The organism is Streptomyces sp. NPDC052101, assembly GCF_040680235.1.
In the GTDB taxonomy this organism is placed as follows: domain Bacteria; phylum Actinomycetota; class Actinomycetes; order Streptomycetales; family Streptomycetaceae; genus Streptomyces.
The window spans coordinates 1-16708 of the sequence record NZ_JBFAWH010000046.1; the positions used below are offsets into that span (position 1 = coordinate 1).

At 68.3% G+C, this 16708-nt stretch carries 17 protein-coding genes and 5 pseudogenes; 9 read left to right on the top strand and 13 right to left on the bottom strand.

Annotated elements, in window-relative coordinates; translation table 11 throughout:
* The 8 genes and pseudogenes from AB0L75_RS39555 to AB0L75_RS39590 form a co-directional block, all read right to left on the bottom strand.
* Positions 1–229: transposase (locus AB0L75_RS39555; RefSeq protein WP_365191072.1), on the bottom strand; the 229-nt coding region annotated here is incomplete at its 3' end.
* Positions 230–325: 96 nt separating this feature from the next.
* On the bottom strand, positions 326–1864 hold the full coding sequence (locus AB0L75_RS39560) for a UvrD-helicase domain-containing protein (protein WP_365191074.1): 1539 nt from the start codon (positions 1862–1864) through the stop codon (positions 326–328).
* 238 nt (positions 1865–2102) lie between these two features.
* On the bottom strand, positions 2103–2294 hold the full coding sequence (locus AB0L75_RS39565) for a hypothetical protein (RefSeq protein ID WP_365191076.1): 192 nt from the start codon (positions 2292–2294) through the stop codon (positions 2103–2105).
* A gap of 354 nt (positions 2295–2648) precedes the next feature.
* The gene (locus tag AB0L75_RS39570) at positions 2649–3635 is read right to left on the bottom strand and encodes an MsnO8 family LLM class oxidoreductase (protein WP_365191117.1); all 987 of its coding nucleotides are present in this window, start codon (positions 3633–3635) and stop codon (positions 2649–2651) included.
* 289 nt (positions 3636–3924) lie between these two features.
* Entirely contained in the window at positions 3925–4254 is a 330-nt protein-coding gene (locus AB0L75_RS39575) for a cupin domain-containing protein (protein WP_365191119.1), read from the bottom strand.
* The gene (locus AB0L75_RS39580; protein ID WP_365191078.1) at positions 4233–4394 is read right to left on the bottom strand and encodes a hypothetical protein; all 162 of its coding nucleotides are present in this window, start codon (positions 4392–4394) and stop codon (positions 4233–4235) included. Before AB0L75_RS39580 ends, AB0L75_RS39575 begins: the two co-directional genes overlap by 22 nt.
* 790 nt (positions 4395–5184) lie before the next feature.
* Positions 5185–5288: pseudogene (locus AB0L75_RS39585) on the bottom strand (IS110 family transposase); the annotation flags it as partial.
* A 240-nt stretch (positions 5289–5528) separates the two neighbouring features.
* Positions 5529–5684, bottom strand: coding sequence for a DUF6131 family protein (locus AB0L75_RS39590; protein WP_365191079.1), 156 nt, complete (start codon positions 5682–5684; stop codon positions 5529–5531).
* Positions 5685–5977: 293 nt separating this feature from the next.
* On the opposite strand from AB0L75_RS39590, the gene AB0L75_RS39595 reads away from it, so the two are divergent.
* The 6 genes and pseudogenes from AB0L75_RS39595 (at position 5978) to AB0L75_RS39620 (ending at position 9792) form a co-directional block, all read left to right on the top strand.
* The gene (locus AB0L75_RS39595; protein ID WP_365191081.1) at positions 5978–6289 is read left to right on the top strand and encodes an ANTAR domain-containing protein; all 312 of its coding nucleotides are present in this window, start codon (positions 5978–5980) and stop codon (positions 6287–6289) included.
* Positions 6290–6401: 112 nt separating this feature from the next.
* Complete coding sequence (locus tag AB0L75_RS39600) at positions 6402–6617, top strand: DUF5133 domain-containing protein (RefSeq protein ID WP_365191121.1); 216 nt, start codon at positions 6402–6404, stop codon at positions 6615–6617.
* 92 nt (positions 6618–6709) lie between these two features.
* Positions 6710–6802: pseudogene (locus AB0L75_RS39605) on the top strand (CBS domain-containing protein); the annotation flags it as partial.
* 256 nt (positions 6803–7058) lie between these two features.
* Entirely contained in the window at positions 7059–7481 is a 423-nt protein-coding gene (locus tag AB0L75_RS39610; protein WP_365191083.1) for a hypothetical protein, read from the top strand.
* A gap of 129 nt (positions 7482–7610) precedes the next feature.
* Entirely contained in the window at positions 7611–8933 is a 1323-nt protein-coding gene (locus AB0L75_RS39615) for an NAD(P)/FAD-dependent oxidoreductase (protein ID WP_365191084.1), read from the top strand.
* A 235-nt stretch (positions 8934–9168) separates the two neighbouring features.
* Positions 9169–9792, top strand: a complete 624-nt coding sequence (locus AB0L75_RS39620; protein WP_365191122.1) for a diguanylate cyclase — start codon at positions 9169–9171, stop codon at positions 9790–9792.
* Here AB0L75_RS39620 and AB0L75_RS39625 read toward each other — a convergent pair.
* Positions 9764–10333, bottom strand: a complete 570-nt coding sequence (locus AB0L75_RS39625; protein ID WP_365191085.1) for a transposase — start codon at positions 10331–10333, stop codon at positions 9764–9766. The two genes, AB0L75_RS39620 and AB0L75_RS39625, sit on opposite strands and share 29 nt — an antisense overlap.
* A 143-nt stretch (positions 10334–10476) precedes the next feature.
* Between AB0L75_RS39625 and AB0L75_RS39630 the strand changes: the two genes are divergently transcribed.
* Positions 10477–11697 carry a metallophosphoesterase gene (locus AB0L75_RS39630; protein WP_365191087.1) on the top strand — a complete coding sequence of 407 codons (1221 nt, stop codon included), beginning with the start codon at positions 10477–10479 and terminating at the stop codon, positions 11695–11697.
* Between the two features lie 137 nt (positions 11698–11834).
* Positions 11835–12008: pseudogene (locus AB0L75_RS39635) on the top strand (peptidase S8); the annotation flags it as partial.
* 228 nt (positions 12009–12236) lie between these two features.
* On the opposite strand, the gene AB0L75_RS39640 reads toward AB0L75_RS39635, so the two are convergent.
* The 3 genes and pseudogenes from AB0L75_RS39640 to AB0L75_RS39650 form a co-directional block, all read right to left on the bottom strand.
* Positions 12237–12725 carry a GNAT family N-acetyltransferase gene (locus tag AB0L75_RS39640; RefSeq protein ID WP_365191123.1) on the bottom strand — a complete coding sequence of 163 codons (489 nt, stop codon included), beginning with the start codon at positions 12723–12725 and terminating at the stop codon, positions 12237–12239.
* A 289-nt stretch (positions 12726–13014) separates the two neighbouring features.
* A complete protein-coding gene (locus tag AB0L75_RS39645) occupies positions 13015–13326 on the bottom strand; it encodes a DUF427 domain-containing protein (RefSeq protein WP_365191088.1) in 312 nt (103 codons plus the stop codon).
* A 235-nt stretch (positions 13327–13561) separates the two neighbouring features.
* Positions 13562–14470: pseudogene (locus tag AB0L75_RS39650) on the bottom strand (NAD(P)/FAD-dependent oxidoreductase); the annotation flags it as partial.
* Positions 14471–14604: 134 nt separating this feature from the next.
* Here AB0L75_RS39650 and AB0L75_RS39655 point away from each other — a divergent pair.
* Positions 14605–15735 (top strand): glutamate--cysteine ligase, encoded by a 1131-nt coding sequence (locus AB0L75_RS39655; RefSeq protein WP_365191090.1) that lies wholly within the window; start codon positions 14605–14607, stop codon positions 15733–15735.
* Between the two features lie 463 nt (positions 15736–16198).
* Here the strand turns inward: AB0L75_RS39655 and AB0L75_RS39660 are convergent.
* A pseudogene (locus tag AB0L75_RS39660) lies at positions 16199–16660 on the bottom strand (protein kinase); the annotation flags it as partial.
* Positions 16661–16708 lie beyond the last annotated feature (48 nt).

The following is a 16708-nucleotide window of genomic DNA, read 5'->3' on the forward strand; positions in this document are numbered from 1 at the left end:
GCACCGGATCCCACGTGGACTGGTTCACGAACTGCTGCAGGTTCTGCTCGTTGCCGTCCGGCAGCCGCGAAGCCATCGCCTGGATCGACTTACGACGACCGTCCAGCATCAGCCCCCGCAGGTAGCAGTCGCCCTTGGCCCGCTGGTCCTTCCGCTGCACCGAGGCGAACACATCGTCCACGAATAACGCCAACGTCGCCCGGAACCGGTCCACTTGAAGTACGTCCACGCACCCAACATGCTCCTCAACAGGCCCGACGTGAAGACCTAACGGAGTCCTACTAGGGCCTTGGAGCGCGGCACAGGACGGTGCCCGACTGGGGCGTCAGTTCGGGGAAGGGCCCAGCCGGTCCCAGGGTGAAGGTGATCCGGGGTCCTGGGGCAGGCGCTTGGCGCCGGCGTTGCCGTCAGGGTGCTGGTTGATCCAGGACAGGCCGCCGAGGTCGAGTTGGTGGCGGGCGCGGGTCACAGCGACGTAGGCGAGGCGGGCCTCCGCATCGTCGATGTCGCCGGGCAGCGGGTCGCCGTTCTCGTCGCACTCTTCCTGGTCGACGGGTTCGGTGAAGTCCTCGCCGATGCGGACGGAGGCCCATTCACGGCCCTTGGCCTTGTGGGCGGTGGAGACGACGATCTCGGCACCCTGCTCGACGGCGAGCCTGTCCACCGCGCTGAGGATGACGTCGACGCCGTGTTCGTCGACGAGATCGACCAGCGGCAGGAGATCCCGTCCCGAGGGGTCGTACTCGGCGTACTCCTGCAGTTCGCCCCAGGACTCGAAGAGGATCAGTTCGGGGTGGGTGCTGCGTTTGCCGGCCTTCAGGTCGCGGGCAGCCCTCGCGAGGGCCCGCAGCGACTCTCCGCCGCCGACCAGGGCGACCCGGCGGCCTTCGTCGAGCAGGCGCATGACTTCGAGCATCGCGCCGACGTTGGAGCGGCACAGGATCGCGTCCGGCTGCTCGACGCGTTCCAGACGGGTGTTGATCGCGGCCGTGCCCGCCAGGCGGATCGGGGCGTCCACGATGCCCAGCCACCGGTTGGCCTCCTCAGCGAGTGCGGGGCCGAAGCGGAACGACTGGGACAGCGCGCGTTCGGTGCCCTCGAAGCCGCTCATCACGTCCCGCGCTCCGCGCCAGCCGTAGATCGCCTGGGCGGAGTCGCCGACCATCACCAACTGGGCATGGCTCCGCTGGTCATTGAAGACCTTCTCGACCACGGGGTTGGTGTCCTGGGCCTCGTCCAAGAGCAGGAAGTCCGCGTCGATGCGCGGCTGGGTGAGGGCCCAGTGCTTGAGGTAGTGGTCGTGGTCAAAGCGCACGACACCTTCCTCGGGGTTCTGCAGGTCCTTCCATGCCTGGTTCGCGTACGGCAGGACGAGGTCGACGAGCTGGGCGTGGAGGTGTTCGGCCTCGATGCCGCGCAGACGCGGGACGTGGTGGCGCTGGATGGCGGGATCCGCGGACTGGCAGAAGCGGGTGACGGTCCGCAGCACGGTGTAGGACAGGGCCTTGTTGGTGACGTTGCGCTCGCCGATCCGCACGCGCATGTTGATGCTGACGCCCAAGGCCGCGCCGGTCTTCCACCCCGGGACGCGGGGCGCGTCCATCCGGCTCTTGAAGCGGTGCCCGACCGCGGCGTACGCGAGCGCGTGCATCGTCTTGCACAGCGTGTTGCCGGGGAACTTGCGGGAAGCCTCGGTGGCGATGGCCTTGTTGAAGGCGATGTACCGGCCCCGCCTGCCGGTGCTGGCGGCGATCATCGACAGGGTTGTCGTCTTGCCGGTTCCGGCACCGGCCTGCAGGACCAGGTGATCCCCGCGCCGGAAGGTGTCGATCGCGCCGCTCTGCTCGGCGGTGGGTGCGGGCATGATGCTCCTCAAAAGGACGAGTGCGGCTTCGTAGCGCAATCGCAAGGTGGCACACAGAGACATCCGGTGTCCGCTGATCACCGGATCCGCGCCCACTGCGCGGGGGCGGACCGGACAGCAACCTGGTTCGCGCCGCTGGCCGGCGACCAGCCCTCGCGCTGGCTGCGCTCGAAGGACACAGCCTGGGGCGGGTGTACGCACCCGGCAGCCGATGCATCTGAGAGGAAGTCAAGAGTCGTCAGGGCGCTGCGGGCGGGGGCGGAGCGGTCTGGGTCTGGTATTCGATGTGGTGCGCGTCCAGCAGTGCGGTGATGTTGCCGTGCTTGGAGTAGGGATAGGTCAGCGCCAGCAGCTGTCGAGCGCGGGTGATGGCGACGTAGCAGACGCGCAGCAGTTGGCCGCCCGCTCCTGGGAAGGCCGGCCCCGCCACGGCGGCCGCCGCGGTGGCGGCCCCGCAGCCGACCGCACCCGCGGTGCCGACACCGCGCCCCGCCCCGCCCCGTCAAACGGCTACCCCCGCGCCCTCGAAGCGCACCGTCAGGCCACGCCGCCGTCCCAGGTGGACCCGGCCGTCGCGGAAGCGGTGGAGCAGCAGACCACCGCGATGCGGGAGCTGTCCCGCCGCGCGTCCCCCGAGCCCGACAGCGTCCGGGACGATGCGCCAGGGGTCGCATATCTCTCGAGGCGTCGGACGATCTCGCGTCGGGTCTTGCCCTCCTTGATGCGGCGCGCGGGGTAGCCCTGGTGGGCGGGTCAGGACGGACGGTTCGGTGCGGCGCGGTTGTCACGGTGCCTTCGTGGCCACGCAGTGCTTCTTGATGAGGTCGTAGGAGCGCACGCGGGCGTCGATGTCGTAGACAGGTGTGGTCAGCATGAGTTCGTCTGCTCCGGTATCGGCGGCCAGTTGCGCGAGCCGTCGTACGACGGCCTCGGGCGTCCCGCACGCCTGCTGTGCGCGGAATGCGGCAAGCGCCTGGCGTTCCTCCGCCGTGAAGGGATGGGCGGCGGCATCCGCGGGCGTGGGGAAGGGAATCTCGCTCAGCCCTTTGAGCAGTCCGGCCTTGACGACGTCCATGGGCCCGGCTCGCCATGCCGCTTCCTGCTCCGTCTCAGCGCATATCGCCTCCACGCACACCACGACCCGGGGCTGCTCGCACCAGCGGGACGGGATGAACGCCGCACGGTAGCGCTCCAGCACCGTGAAGGTGTTGTCGGGCCGGATGTGGTGTGCGACGGCGATCGGCAGGCCGAGTCGCGCGGCGAGGGCGGCACCTGCGGTACTGGAGCACAGCAGCCATGGCTCCGGCAGCGGGACGAGTGCCACTTCGTCGACCAGAAAGGACAGGATCGCAGCGACGTCGTCGTGGTACTGCGCGTCCGTCGCCGGTCCGGCTCCGCGGCGCAATTCCCGCGCGGTGGCCTCGTCGAAGGTGCCAGGGCCTCGGCCGATACCCAGGTCGATGCGGTCCGGGTGCAACGCGGCCAGTGTTCCGAACTGCTCCGCCAGTGTGATGGGCGCATGGTTGGGCGCCAGTACTCCGCCCGACCCGAGCCGGATGGCTGAGGTCGAGGCCGCCGCATGAGCGATCAGCACCACGGGTGGGAACGCGCCGATCGCGGGCGAATGGTGGTGCTCGGCGTACCAGATCCGGTGATACCCCAGTAGTTCGAGCCTGCGAGCGAAGGTGGCGGTGTCACGCAGGGTCTCCACGCCACGGGTCCCTGATTCGACCACCGCGACTTCCAGCGCTGAAATCGGCACATCGATCATGCCGTCAGCATAGGGATCAGTGTGCGCCTCAGGTGCGGTGGCCCCCACCGACACAATGCTCGGGCCGGTGGGTGAGGTCTGTGCGCCAGTTGCCTCCGGTCCGCCATCGCCATACTGGTCGACCGTATCAGTCGCTACGTCCGCCTCGTCCCACTGCCCGACAGGCACGGCGCCGAAGCCGTCCGTGGACCACCTGTGATCACCGAAGCCACCAGCCAAGCAGAGGCGTCGCGGGGCGTGCCGAGAACGGAGGCGACAGGGCGAGGGACCCCCGCCTCGCTCCGACACGCTAGTAGGAACTGGTCCGGTAGCGGCTGCGAAATTCTGCCAGCAGCTCATCGGCCACTTCGGCCCCGGAATTCACCGCGGCGTGGGCATCACGGAAGTAGTTTTCGTAGCCGGCAGGGGTGTACAGGCACAGGGCGCGTACCGGGGTCGAGCCCGCATTGCGGAAGCCATACGGGGTGCCGCGGGTCGCGGCGAGCAGGTGCCCGGAGCCGACCGCTACCTCGCCGTCCCCGGTCTGGAGGGTCAACTCCCCTTCGAGGACGTGGAAGTACTCGTCGTGTCCATCGTGGACGTGCGGCCTGGCGCCGACTACTCCGGGGCCAGACCGAATTCCTCGAAGGCGAAGCGTCCGCCCGTGTGCTTGCCGTTGAGCCGGAAGAAGTGAGCGACACCGGCAACCTCTATGAGTTCACCGTCCTGAGGGCGTCGCAGCAGGGGACGAGCGGGATTCCGGGACTGGTCGTCGGTCATGAGGGCATTGTGGCCCAGGCACTGTCTGCTCAGCCGGCGGTCCGGCGGTGGATGGGGTCATCGGGCGGGTACCGACCTTCCTCCTTTGCTCTGTTCATGGCAGAGTCCGGACTGCTCGTGCTCGCCGTCACTGCGCCCCGGCAACGGCTGGTGACCAGTGGCGTGCCGCTCGACTCCTCCGCAGTCGCCACTCCGACACTCCTGCAGCACCCGTGTTCCGCCCAACTCGTAAGTGGTGCCATGCCCCAGCAGCAAGCGCAGCCGAGACGGGCGGCACCAGCGGCTCGAAGCGGTGATGGAGCAAGGATTACTGGTGCCAGGTGTGTTTGAGCATGGTGAGCACATCGGATTTGGCACCGGGGGCGCCCCAACGAGGTCGGGCGGCGTGAAAGGCAGTGGGGTGCACGGGCTCGACCGGGTATCCGGCTTCGAGCAAGCGGTCGACAACCAGCCCACAGGAACGTTCGATGATGACGGGCAGTTCAGCCGGGGCGCCGTGGCTGGACAGTCGGGCCGAGGCGGCCGAAAAGTCGTCTTCGCTAGGTGGTGGCGAGACCCGGCTGCCGGTTCCTCATTGTTCGGCTCTCGGTGGGGCATGTCCTTGACACCGGTCTGGGGCCTCGGCGTGTCGGGGGCGGCCAAACTCAAACTGGCCCGTCGAGTGCGGCACGGCAACGAGGCTGTCCCCCAACACTCACCAAGGAGTCACGACCCATGGATTGGGCCGCAGCATCGATACTTCCCCAATGAGGCATCGGACGATGTCGCGTCGGTTCTTGTCCTAGATGCTGCGGCGTTCGTAATAGTCCTGGGTGCGCGGCTGACACGCAGGCGAGTCTGCACGATCCGGTGCAGGGCGGCGTTGGCCTGCCGGTCGCCGCCACGATTGAGGCGGCGGTATTCCCGACTGCCCGAGGAACGCTCGACAGGACTAAAGCGTGCTGGTTGTCATGGGACGCACCTCCTATGAGGCGTCTCTCTGGAATCGGATGAGTCCCGGTTCCCTCGATCTATTCGCTCGTGACGAGCAGGGCGAGCAGCCCAGCGGCGATTGGCTGTCTCACTATTGGCATGGACTGACCTGCCGGAACAGCCCGCGAACCACGATGCTCCGCCTCGTCCCGAAGATCACGCTCACCAGTAGTGGCGTCGGCCGGCCATGGCGTGGCCCATGGATCCCATGATCCACAAGATGGCGCCGACCACGGTCAGGATGATGCCAATGGTCCACAGGATCGATATGCCCGTGACGAATCCGATGACGAGCAGGATGATGCCCAGGGCGATCATGGCTGCCTCCTCCTTGTAGCAAGGGCTTCCGCCGCCCGTGTCCCCCCAGGTAGCGCCGCCAACCCTCGATAGCGGTACAGGCGAAGTGGGCAGTTCAGCGGCCGCCTGATCGGGCACGACTGGGCGCCCGTGGTCAGTGGTCACCTTCGGGTCCACGGCGGCGGCTCGGCCGCGACCCGCCGACGGGCTGCGGGCGAGCCATCCGTTACGGACAGGCCTCGCCTACCCGGCATGTCCACACCAGCCCGAGGAACCGGGGTGACACGAGCCCGCGAGATGAGCACGAAGGTTTCGTGGCTGAATCGGAGCAGGAGCGCATCACGGAGCTGCGGGAAGAAGTCGATGAGCTGAAGCAGACCGTGGCCTCGCACGCCGTGGTGGACCGAGCGATCGGAATGATGGTTGCGGTCGGGCGGGTCACGCCCGAGCAGGGTTGGGAGGTCCTGAAGGACATCTCCCAGCACACCAACATCAAGCTGCGCAACGTCGCGGAACTGATCCTTATCTGGGGGAGCAAGGGGGACCTGCCCCCGGAAATCAGTGCCGAGCTGGAAAGGGCCCCCGACCGGTTCGGTCCCACCCAGGTTCCGGGCGCGCCCTCGTAATGCCGTCTGCGGACGAGGCGTGGTCCTTAGAGTGCAGCGGGAGCGCACGACTGGGATCGTAGTGTCTGAGGTAGTACGGACAGGCGCGGACTGAGGTGGTGGCCCCGTGCTGATGGCACATCCTTCTTTGTTGCGGGAACTCGTCGAGCGATGCGAGGCCCTGCGGCGGCGCATGGCGGCTGGAGGCGGTCCGGAGATCGCCCGCAATCTTGAAGACGTGACGTACACACTCTGTGTCGTCACAGGGACCCGTCAGCTGGACACGGCACTGTATGTGGCCCGTCGGCAACTAGCTGACGGGCCACGACGCCAATCTTTGCATCGATGAAGGTGGTAAGCGGTCCTCCCAGTGAGCTGGAGCCGAGCAGAGCCGGCCGAGCCATCCAGTGAGCCTGCTCTGCTCTGCCTTCCCCGTGCAACCCGGTCGGGGTCATCAGCCTCGGCGACCTGGCGACCGTGGAGGACCCGCACTCCGTGCTGGCGGAGATCAGCCGGGCGGAGCCCAATCGCTGAACCGCTCGAGGCTGACATGATCGATTCATGTCCCCGTTGCGCGTGGCAGCGGGCGCTGAAGCCGCCGAAGTCCAGGGCCGAGTCGTACGCGGCGGTCCGGCGCGATGCGCGTGCGGGGCTGTCGTACTGAGCTCTACAGCACAACTACGGGGTGGGCTTTCGGACGGTGAAGTCGGCTCCTCGGTGCGGCCGGAGCCGTGCAAGAAGCCGCCGCCTCCCGGAAACCGGCCTGACCGGGCTGGCGCACACCGGGCCGGTGAACGCATTCGAGGAGTACCTCGCGGACTGGGAGCTCGGCGACGCGTGGCGACCGGTCGTGGAGCGGCAGCCGAGCGGGTCGCCACCTGGCCTTCCACAGCCCCGCAACCAGCTGTGGCACGAGGGAGTGCTCGTCTGGGCGTGGACCGGTGCGGACGCCGCCGTCTGCCTGGGCGGCCAGTTCGACTCGGCCGGTCTGCGGTGCGGGGCACTCAACCCGCACAGCCCGGGAGACCACCTCGGCACGTGGTATGTGGTGGCGCGCCACGGCAGGGCGCTGGGGATCCTGGTGGACAAGTTCCTCGGGTGGATCGCCCGCGAGAACCCGGCACCGCCGACCCCTGCAGCGCCCCATGGCCAACGTCTTCCACGGGTCGGATACGTCAACTTCGAAACGTCCAGCCGACAACCTCACAGGTGAGAACAGGGTTGCGTGGCGGGGGGCTGGTGTCGGTCTTGTTTGACTGGTCCTGCTCTGGGGACTCGAGATAAGCGATCAAGAGACCTGACCACCGCATCATCGTGTGCAAGGAATCAGCGGAGGGCCCACGTGAGCCGACCCCTGATAGTGATCGTCGGTGCGGGATTCGCCGGCTATCAGGTCGCCCGTACCCTGTCGCGGCTTGCCCGCGGCGCGGCCGACATCATGCTGATCAATCCCAACGACTACTTCCTGTACCTCCCCCTACTGCCGCAGGTGGCGACGGGTGTCCTGGAGCCGAGGCGGGTGTCGATATCGCTGCGCGGCACGCTGCCGCGGGTTCGCCTGGTCCTCGGCGAGGTCGACAGAATCGACCTGAACGGGCGCCGCGTGTCCTTCACCGATCCCGAGGGCAGCCGCTGCGAGACGGGCTACGACCGGCTCGTGCTGGCCGTCGGCAGCGTCAACAAGCTCTTGCCGATCCCCGGCGTGGCCGAACACGCACACGGCTTCCGTGGCATGCCCAAGGCGCTGTACCTGCGCGACCACATCGCCCGGCAGATCGAACTGGCCAGCACGTCTCACGACGCGCACACCCGGACGGCCCGCCTGACGTTCGTCGTGGTCGGCGCGGGTTACACCGGCACCGAGGTGGCCGCACACGGCCAGCTGTTCACCGATGCACTCGCCCGCAGTCACGACAGGCAGGCTGACGGGGAGCGCCCCCGGTGGCTGCTGATCGACCTCGCCCCGCGCATCCTGCACGAGCTCGATCGGCGGTTGTCGGATACGGCACGGCAGGTTCTGGAGCGGCGCGGAGTCGACATACGCACGCAGACCTCGGTGAAGGAGGCCACGGGTGACGGGGTGCTGCTCTCCGACGGGGAATTCGTCCCAACTCGCTCGCTGATCTGGTGCGTCGGGGTGCGACCCGATCCGCTGGTGGAGGCCGTGGACCTGCCCACCGAGAAGGGCCGCGTGGTTGTGGACGAATACCTGACCATCCGCGGCCACCCTGAGTTCTTCGCGTGTGGCGACGCCGCCGCCGTGCCCGATCTCACCCGGCCCGGGGAGTTGACGCCCATGACAGCGCAGCATGCATGGCGGCAGGGCAAGGTGGTGGCACACAACATCGCCGCCTCCTACGGCCACGGCGAGTGCCGGCCTTACAAGCACCACGACCTGGGCTTCGCTGTTGACCTCGGCGGCATCCAGGGAGCGGCGAACCCATTGCACCTGCCGCTGTCCGGGCCGCTCGCCAATGCCGTCACGCGTGGATATCACCTGGCGGCCATGCCGGGAAACCGGATCCGGGTCGCCGCCGACTGGCTCCTCGACTTCGTACTGCCGCGCCAGGCCGTACAACTGGGGCTGGTGCGCTCCTGGGCCGTCCCACTGGACACGGCCTCGCCAGAGGCGCCGTGGGCAAGGGGGCACTCTGGTGATACGTGACGCGCAGGCGGAAACGAGAGCTTCAGTGTGACTATCCGAAACGCTCTGCTTGTTCCAGGTCCTCGCTCAGGGGGCGCAAACATCTGGAGGGGAGTCCCGGCGGCGCATGATCGGCCGGCTCAGGGGTACTCCGGGCGCCGTCGAGCCCGGTACCACCGCACCACTCCGGCGGGCAGGGAGGTGATCCGCAGTGGCCCACCGCAAGAGCCGGGACCAGGCCGCCGAAATCGCGCGCATGGGTGCCCCCGTCGATGTCGGAGAAGTGACGACCCGCTTCCTTCTGTACGGACTGCTGCCGGGCTGGTTTGTCCCGGGCGTCGCCGACTGGGCGATGCACCGGCGCACCCGGATCGAGGACACCTCGGGCACAAAGGAGTCCCTGATCCACTCCCTGATGATGACCGAGGTCGGCATCCCGATCGCCCTGACCCTGCGCTACGAGGTCAACCCGCTCCTGCTATCTGTGCAGTCCGCCGGGGCCGCCCTGCATGAGGCGACCGCCCTGTGGGACGTGCGCACGGCAGCACGCAGCGACCGCGAGATCAGGCCGCTGGAGCAGCACATCCACAGTTTTCTGGAGTCGCTGCCGTTCGGCGCGCTGACCTCGCTGATGTGTCTGCACGCCGACCAGGTGACGTCGCTGCTGCGGGGCGGAAGCGATGACCCCGACGCCTGGCGTTTCGTGCCGCGTCGGCGGCCTCTGTCACCCGGCTATCTCGTGGGCATCGCCACGGCGATCGGTACCTGCGTGCTCCTGCCGTACGGCGAGGAACTGATGCGCTGTCGACGTGCCGCCAGGGCGAGGAAGAAGCGCTCCAGGGACGAGGAGATCACGGCGGCCGTGACGCAAGGGCCGTGACGGAGGTGCGCGGTCCGACTGGGTAGGTACGCCGGACCCCTGTGGGATCGACACGGACGACTTTCACCCCGCACAGCGCAGCGAAGGACGCCTCACTGTCCAGGCGTTCCGGGTTGTCCCCCACCGTGATCAGCAAAGCGACGGCCGTGTCCGAACCGATCCCCACCACGTCGAGCAGCTGCGGGGCATGACACTTGACGAGGTGGGTCAGATGAGCGTCCACATTCCGGATCTGCTCGGAGAGCTGGCCGATCCGGTGAGCCAGCAGACCCAGCGTGATCCGAGTGGCCTGCAGCACCGCCTCGTCACCGACCTCCTCGTGACCGCTCACGTCGGTGAACCGCGCACAGGTCCGGAAGAGTTCGGCATTGCCCAGTCCGGCCAGTTCTTCCCGCAAGGCGGGGTCAGCGGTAACGAGGACGGACTTGAGCTGGTTGACGGCATGGGTGCGGGCTTTGACGGCCGACGCCTTCGCGAGCTTCCGGAGCTTCCACGCCTCACCGTTCGAAGCCGCCGCGACCCCGGTCAGGAGCAGAGTCACCAACCGCATGAGCCGGGGGGCGAACTCGGAGGCCACCTCGCCACATGGGGCTGTCCACCATGAGCACCCCGTGCGTCCGACCGGACCGGGACGGCCGGATACAGTGCGCGCGACGGCAGCCTGGTTGCTCAAGGAGGGGAAGCATGACCGACACCAGCGAAACCCGATCCGCCGACAGTGCAGCGCACGCGACTCAGCAGAGCCGACTGCACCGTCTGATGCGCTACCTCCCCCTGATCGCCCCTGTCCTGCTGTGGACCGTGCCCTGCTGGCTGCTGCTGCACACCGGCCAGCACTGGCCGCTCCCTGTCACGCTCGCCTGCACCGCCCTGTTCGCCCTCGGCCTGATCGGTATGCCGCTCGCGATGGTGCGCGGTCACGGCCGACGCCAGCAGGACTGGGCGGCGATCGTCGGAGACACCCTCCTGGGCACCATCTGGACCCTGTTCGCCTGGTCCGTCGTGCTCGGGGTCCCGTTGCGGCTCGCCCTGACCGTGACCGGCGTCGGCGACGGCCAGGACCGGGCCCGGATCGTCACCTGGGCGGTCCTCGGCGCAGCCACCGTGCTGCTCACCTGGGGGTACGCCGAGGCCCGCCGGGTACCACGGGTACGCCGCCTGGACGTGCAACTTCCGCGCATGGGGGCCGGGTTGGACGGCACGCGCGTCGTCCTCATCACCGACACCCACTACGGCCCGCTCGACCGCGCCCGCTGGTCGGCGCGGGTCTGCGAGACGGTCAACACGCTGAAGGCCGACCTGGTCTGCCACACCGGAGACATCGCGGACGGCACGGCCGCACGCCGCCGCGCCCAGGCCGCCCCACTCGGCACCGTGCAGGCCACCCGGGCCCGGGTCTACGTCACCGGCAACCACGAGTACTACAGCGAGGCCCAGGGCTGGGTCGACCTGATGGACGAGCTGGGCTGGGAGCCGCTGCGCAACCGCCATCTGCTGCTCGAACGCGGTGGCGACACCCTCGTGGTCGCCGGCGTGGATGACGTCACGGCCGAGTCCTCCGGCCTCGCCGGCCACGGCGCCGACCTCGCCGGAGCCCTGCACGGCGCCGACCCCGACTCCCCCGTCCTGCTCCTGGCCCACCAGCCCAAGTTCGTCGACCGGGCGGCAGCCGGCGGCGTCGACCTCCAGCTCTCCGGCCACACCCACGGCGGCCAGATCTGGCCCTTCCACCACCTGGTCCGCATCGACCAGCCCGCCCTCGCCGGCCTCAGCCGCCACGGCACCCGCACCCTCCTTTACACCAGCCGTGGCACCGGCTTCTGGGGCCCGCCCTTCCGCGTCTTCGCCCCGAGCGAGATCACCCTGCTCGTACTCCGCTCCCCGCAGCGGCCCCCCACGCCGTAGCGCTGGGCGGGCCGGCGGTTCCGCCTGGAGATGCTGGAGTGCGCCGGCACCCCGAAGAAGGGCTACGCATCCTGCAAGCCCTGCGCGACACCAGCGGCACCACCGCCTTCCAGGAAGAGCAGGCGGCGAAGAAGGGCATCGCGCCCCGGACGGTCCGGCCGAACGCCGCCGCGGACTCCCCCACCGGCTACGGCCGCAGCGACCTGCAGTCGGCCTACGGTCTGAACTCCGCCGCCTCCGCCAGCGGCTCCGGCAGGACCATCGCCGTCGTCGATGCCTACGACGACCCGAACGCCGAGTCGGACCTGGCCGACACCCACGACAGTCAGGCTCTGATGCCCGTGTCCGGAGCCTCCCGCCGATCCGCTCCACCGCGGGCCGCACCGACGCCGGCCGGCCAAGCAGGCGGCTGGCGCAGGCGATCCCTCCTCCCGCCAGGGCAGAGGAGACAGCGCACTCGGAGCGCGCGGCGTCCAGCGGCTGCTGCAAGCCGGCCACCATGCAGGCGAAGCCGGTGCCCCGCCAACCGGCACACCGCGTCATCCCGGAGGAATGCGAAACTCGAATTCGGGACGGTCCCACGGCACGGCGGGCGGGTTCGCGAACGCGGTCCCGGTCCGCACCGCACCGACGCGGTGGTAGAAGTCCTCGGCGGGAACGTGCGACACGACCTTGAGACGGTCGATCCCGGCGGCACGGGCCTCGGACTGCATGTGCGCGACGAGTAGCCGTCCAATACCCCGCCCTTGCACTTCGTCGGCGACGAACAGCAGGTCGAGCTCCGGTGGAGCAAGGACGAGCGAGTAGAACCCGAGGACCCGGCCTCCGTGCTCGTCGGCGCCGACGGCCACAAAGGCGCGGTGGGCCTCGATGTAATCAGGACCGACTCGGTAGCCCGCGACTGCGGCTGCGTACTTACCCTCGTAGGCGCCTGAACCACGCACGAGCCGCGTGAGCCGTTTGGCATCCCGCGCGACCGCCCTCCGTATCGTGATCGACTGGCTCATCGGGGAAGTGCGTGAACTCATTGCGAGAGTATTTCGCACCGGGGAATGCCTTCGTGCGGCGGGTCGGCTGCTCGGGCAGGCACCCGCGCTTGCCTCCGTCGAGCGCTGGCCCGCCGTATTGAGCGGCGCCGGCCGCATGGCGTTCTGCAGAACCTCCCGGCAGCGATGCCAGGCAGGGGCATGCCTGTGATCCGCGCCTGATCCGCCGACGCCGGATTCGAGGCACGGCAATTCGGAGAGCAACACCGGACAGAGTCAGTCGACCCTGTCGTAGCGCCTCCGGACGGGGCAGGTGCGACGCTCGCGGTGCTCAGACTCGGCGTGCCTTCGGTTCGCGGGTGCCCTCGACGACGATGCCGTTCCAGAATGCGACGTGGTTCTTGATGCGGCGGGCGAGCGGGGTCGGGTGGGGGTAGTACCAGGCCGCGTTCGGGGTGATCTCACCGTTGACGGTGAGTGTGTAGTAGCGGGCGATGCCCTTCCATGGGCACAGTGACCTGCTCGGGCTCTCGGTGAAGTACTCCTGCTTGAGCGACTCGGGCGGGAAGTAGTCGTTGCCCTCGACCCTCTCGGTGCGCGGTGCCTGCGCGATGACGACGCCGTTCCAGACCGCGCGCATCATGTTCTCTCGCCTTCCGTAGCTGGCTGCTGTGCGTGGCGCGGGCCGAAGCCCGCTCGTGCGTGCCGGAAACCCTTCGCAGCATCCATCGCATTCCATGCGGGGCCGGGCCGGGTACGGCACGTGTCCCCCTCCGTGGCTCATCCTCCGTGGCCAGCTGACCTGGCTCCTCTACGCACCACCCTCCGCCGGCGCACCCAGCTCCAGTCGAAGACGGGCATGTGCACGTCGAGAGCAGAGGGTCAAGGAAGCAGGCGGCGTCGCCGGCGAGATAGTAGCCGGGTCCGCAAAAGTGGTCGGAGACGTAGGAATAGTCGCTTTCGATCTTCAGATCGGAGGCGAGGTCGGCGCCTTCCAGGATCCGTGCCAGGAGAGGGCAATGGGTGAGGGCCTGCCGGTAGAGGTCTTCGATGGAATCTGAGCGCCGGCGTGCCTGGTTGAAGGAATGCCTGTCCGTCACCAACCCGACACTGAGTGTGCCGTCGTGCAGGGGAATGGCCCAGAACCATCCGTGGTCGGGCAGCGAGAAGACCCCAATGGCCCCTGGAGGGGCTTGCTGCAGCGGTGCGGCTTCTCGCCAGTAGCCCCACACGGCCACATTGCGGAACACGTCATGGAATCGGCGAGCGCGCAGTTGGCGGGAACCCAGCACACCTGCTCGGCCCGAAGCATCGATGAGGTGCCCAAAGGAAATCTCTCCGTGGCGTCCGTCATCAGTTGACCAGACGGCGGCGGTGGCCCGATCTTCCTCCAGTCCGATGCGCCGCACCGTCACACCCTCGCGGACGGCGACACCCTGGTCTCGTGCGTGTTGGAGTAGAAGGTGGTCGAACTGGGCGCGGATGACCTGGAAGCTGTGCGGTGCCGGCCTGCCCGGCTCGTCGAAGCCCAACGACCATTGCTGGTCTCCCCAGCCGTAGAACGCGCCGGTCTTCCGGACGAAGCCGTGTTGCTCCACCAGTTCCCTGGCTCCCATCATGTCCAATACCGGCAGCAGGGAAGGCAGGAGGGATTCGCCGACGTGGTACCGAGGGAAGTGTTCCCTCTCCAGGAGAGTCACCTGAAAGCCTTGCCGCGCCAGCAACGCTGCCGCTGTGGATCCCGCGGGCCCGCCGCCGACAACGAGTATCTGCGTCTGCTCCTGCATGTGTGCAGCTCCTGACGACGTGCGGACACCCTTGTCTCACCACGCTAAGTGACAGGAAGGTCACCATGAAGAGGGCGAAACAGACACAGACCTCCGCTGAGGAACCAGTCCCGGCCAATGACGGACATCCCCCGGTGCCGGCCAGGCCCCTGCCGGTGACCGTGGGGGTGGAGGAGGAGTACCTGGTAGTGGACCCGGTCTCCCGCCAGGTGAGTCCGGAAGCCGAAAAGGTCGTGGCGCACGCTGCCGTGGATCTCGGTGACCGAGTCACCACCGAACTCACGCGCTATCAGATCGAGATACGCACCGACCCCCATACGAGCTTGACCGACCTGGGCGACCAACTCCGCTCCGCACGCGCCGCCGTCTCAAGAGCCGCCGCCCGCCTGGGCTTACGCGCCATCTCGAGCGGCACCCCCGTACTCGGACAGCACACCCCACCCCCAATCTCCGACAGCGACCGATACGCGCAGAGTGTGGCCATATACGGCGCCCTGGATCACGAGCAGAGCGTGTGTGCCTGTCACGTCCATGTCGGCGTACCCGACGAGATCACCGCGCTGCAGCTCAGCAACCACATGCGTCCCTGGCTTCCCGCAATCACCGCCCTGTCCGCCAACTCCCCTTACTGGGAGGCCAGGGACACCGGATACGCCAGTTGGCGCACCCTGACATGGGGGCGGTGGCCCGTGGCGGGCCCACCGCCCTACTTCACCTCCCGCTCCGACTTCCATGACCTGGTCGACAGCCTCATCGCCTCGGGCACCGTCATGGACCGCGGCGGCCTCTACTGGGACATCCGGCCCTCTCACCACGTTCCCACCCTTGAAATCCGGATCGCCGACGCCCTGCCCACCGTCGAGGACACCGTGCTGCTCGCCGGCGCCGTCAAAGGCCTGGCAGCCGACGCCCTTACGGCCATCCGCCGCTCCCAGCCAGCCCCGCAGCCGAGGCCGGAAATACTCAAGGCCGCATGCTGGCGCGCCGCCCGCGACGGTCTGACCGGCGACACCATCCACCTGCACACCCGCCGACTCGAACCCGCCACCACACTCATCGAACGCCTCTGGAACACCGTGCACGCTGGTCTTGGCGCGGGAGACCTTGCACTCCTCAACGCCGCACAAGCACATCTCTACACCCACGGAAACGGCGCCGACCGTCAAAGAAACGCCTACCGCCAGCGACGTCACCTCCCCGACGTCGTCGACTACCTCATCAAGGCATTCGATCAAGGCTTTGGTGAATCCAGAGCCACGGGGTAGCGACAGGTGACGGTCAAGCCGGACCAGGTCGGGGAAACCGCAGCCTGAACAGCCCCACTCATGAGTCATCCATCGGGCTACGTGCCGCGGTGCCTGGACACACCGTGCCGCCCCATCTGATCAGAGCACGGGATGCACGATGACGTACAACATGGACCTGGCGGTCCGGGTGGAAGACGCCTTCACCCAACTGCCGGATGACGGCCGCATCAACGGGATGGAGACCATCGCCGCTGCTCTGGTTCGGCGGGAGGCATGGCCAGCACCGGGCGGCTGGGGCGGAGGCGTGCGTCGTGGTCCGGGCGCCCCACCGCTTCGCCCCCGTCTGACGGCGTCACATACACCGGCCCGTGCGGCCAACTGGCCGCCGCCTCCCGGAAATGGCACGCACCAGAGCGGGGACGGTGCCCTGGAACATCTCTCCTCCTGCATGAGAAGTCCGGACCGACTGGGTGCCGGTCCGGGCAGGCGTGGGACGGCCGGCCGGATCCTTGGAGAGGCAGGCGGCGACCAGCGACCGCAACTCCCCCGGCAGCGCGGAGAGATCCGCGGGCTCGTGCACCGACCGGTACATCAGCCCCATGGGCGTACCGGCGCCGAACGCGCTGCCTCCGGCCGCCGCGACGAGTACGGGCCCGAGCGCGAACACATCGGCGGCACCGCCGACTTCGTCACCTTGTGCCTACTCGGGCGCAAGGTATCCGGGAGTGCCGAAGGCCGACCCGGTGGCGGTCAGCCGGGTGGACTCCACGGCCCGCGCGATGCCGAAATCGAGGACCCTTGGACCGTCGTCAGCCATGACGATATGAATCGGCTTCAGATCCCGGTGTACGAGCCCGCATGCGTGGACAGCTTGGAGCGCCTCGGCCAGGGCCGCCCTGAGAGGCCTCAACTGCCCTTCACTCATTGGAGCCTGCGCACGGACACCCGTACGTGACACCGTCTGCTGCACCCCGGCCGATCTCCGGTCCCG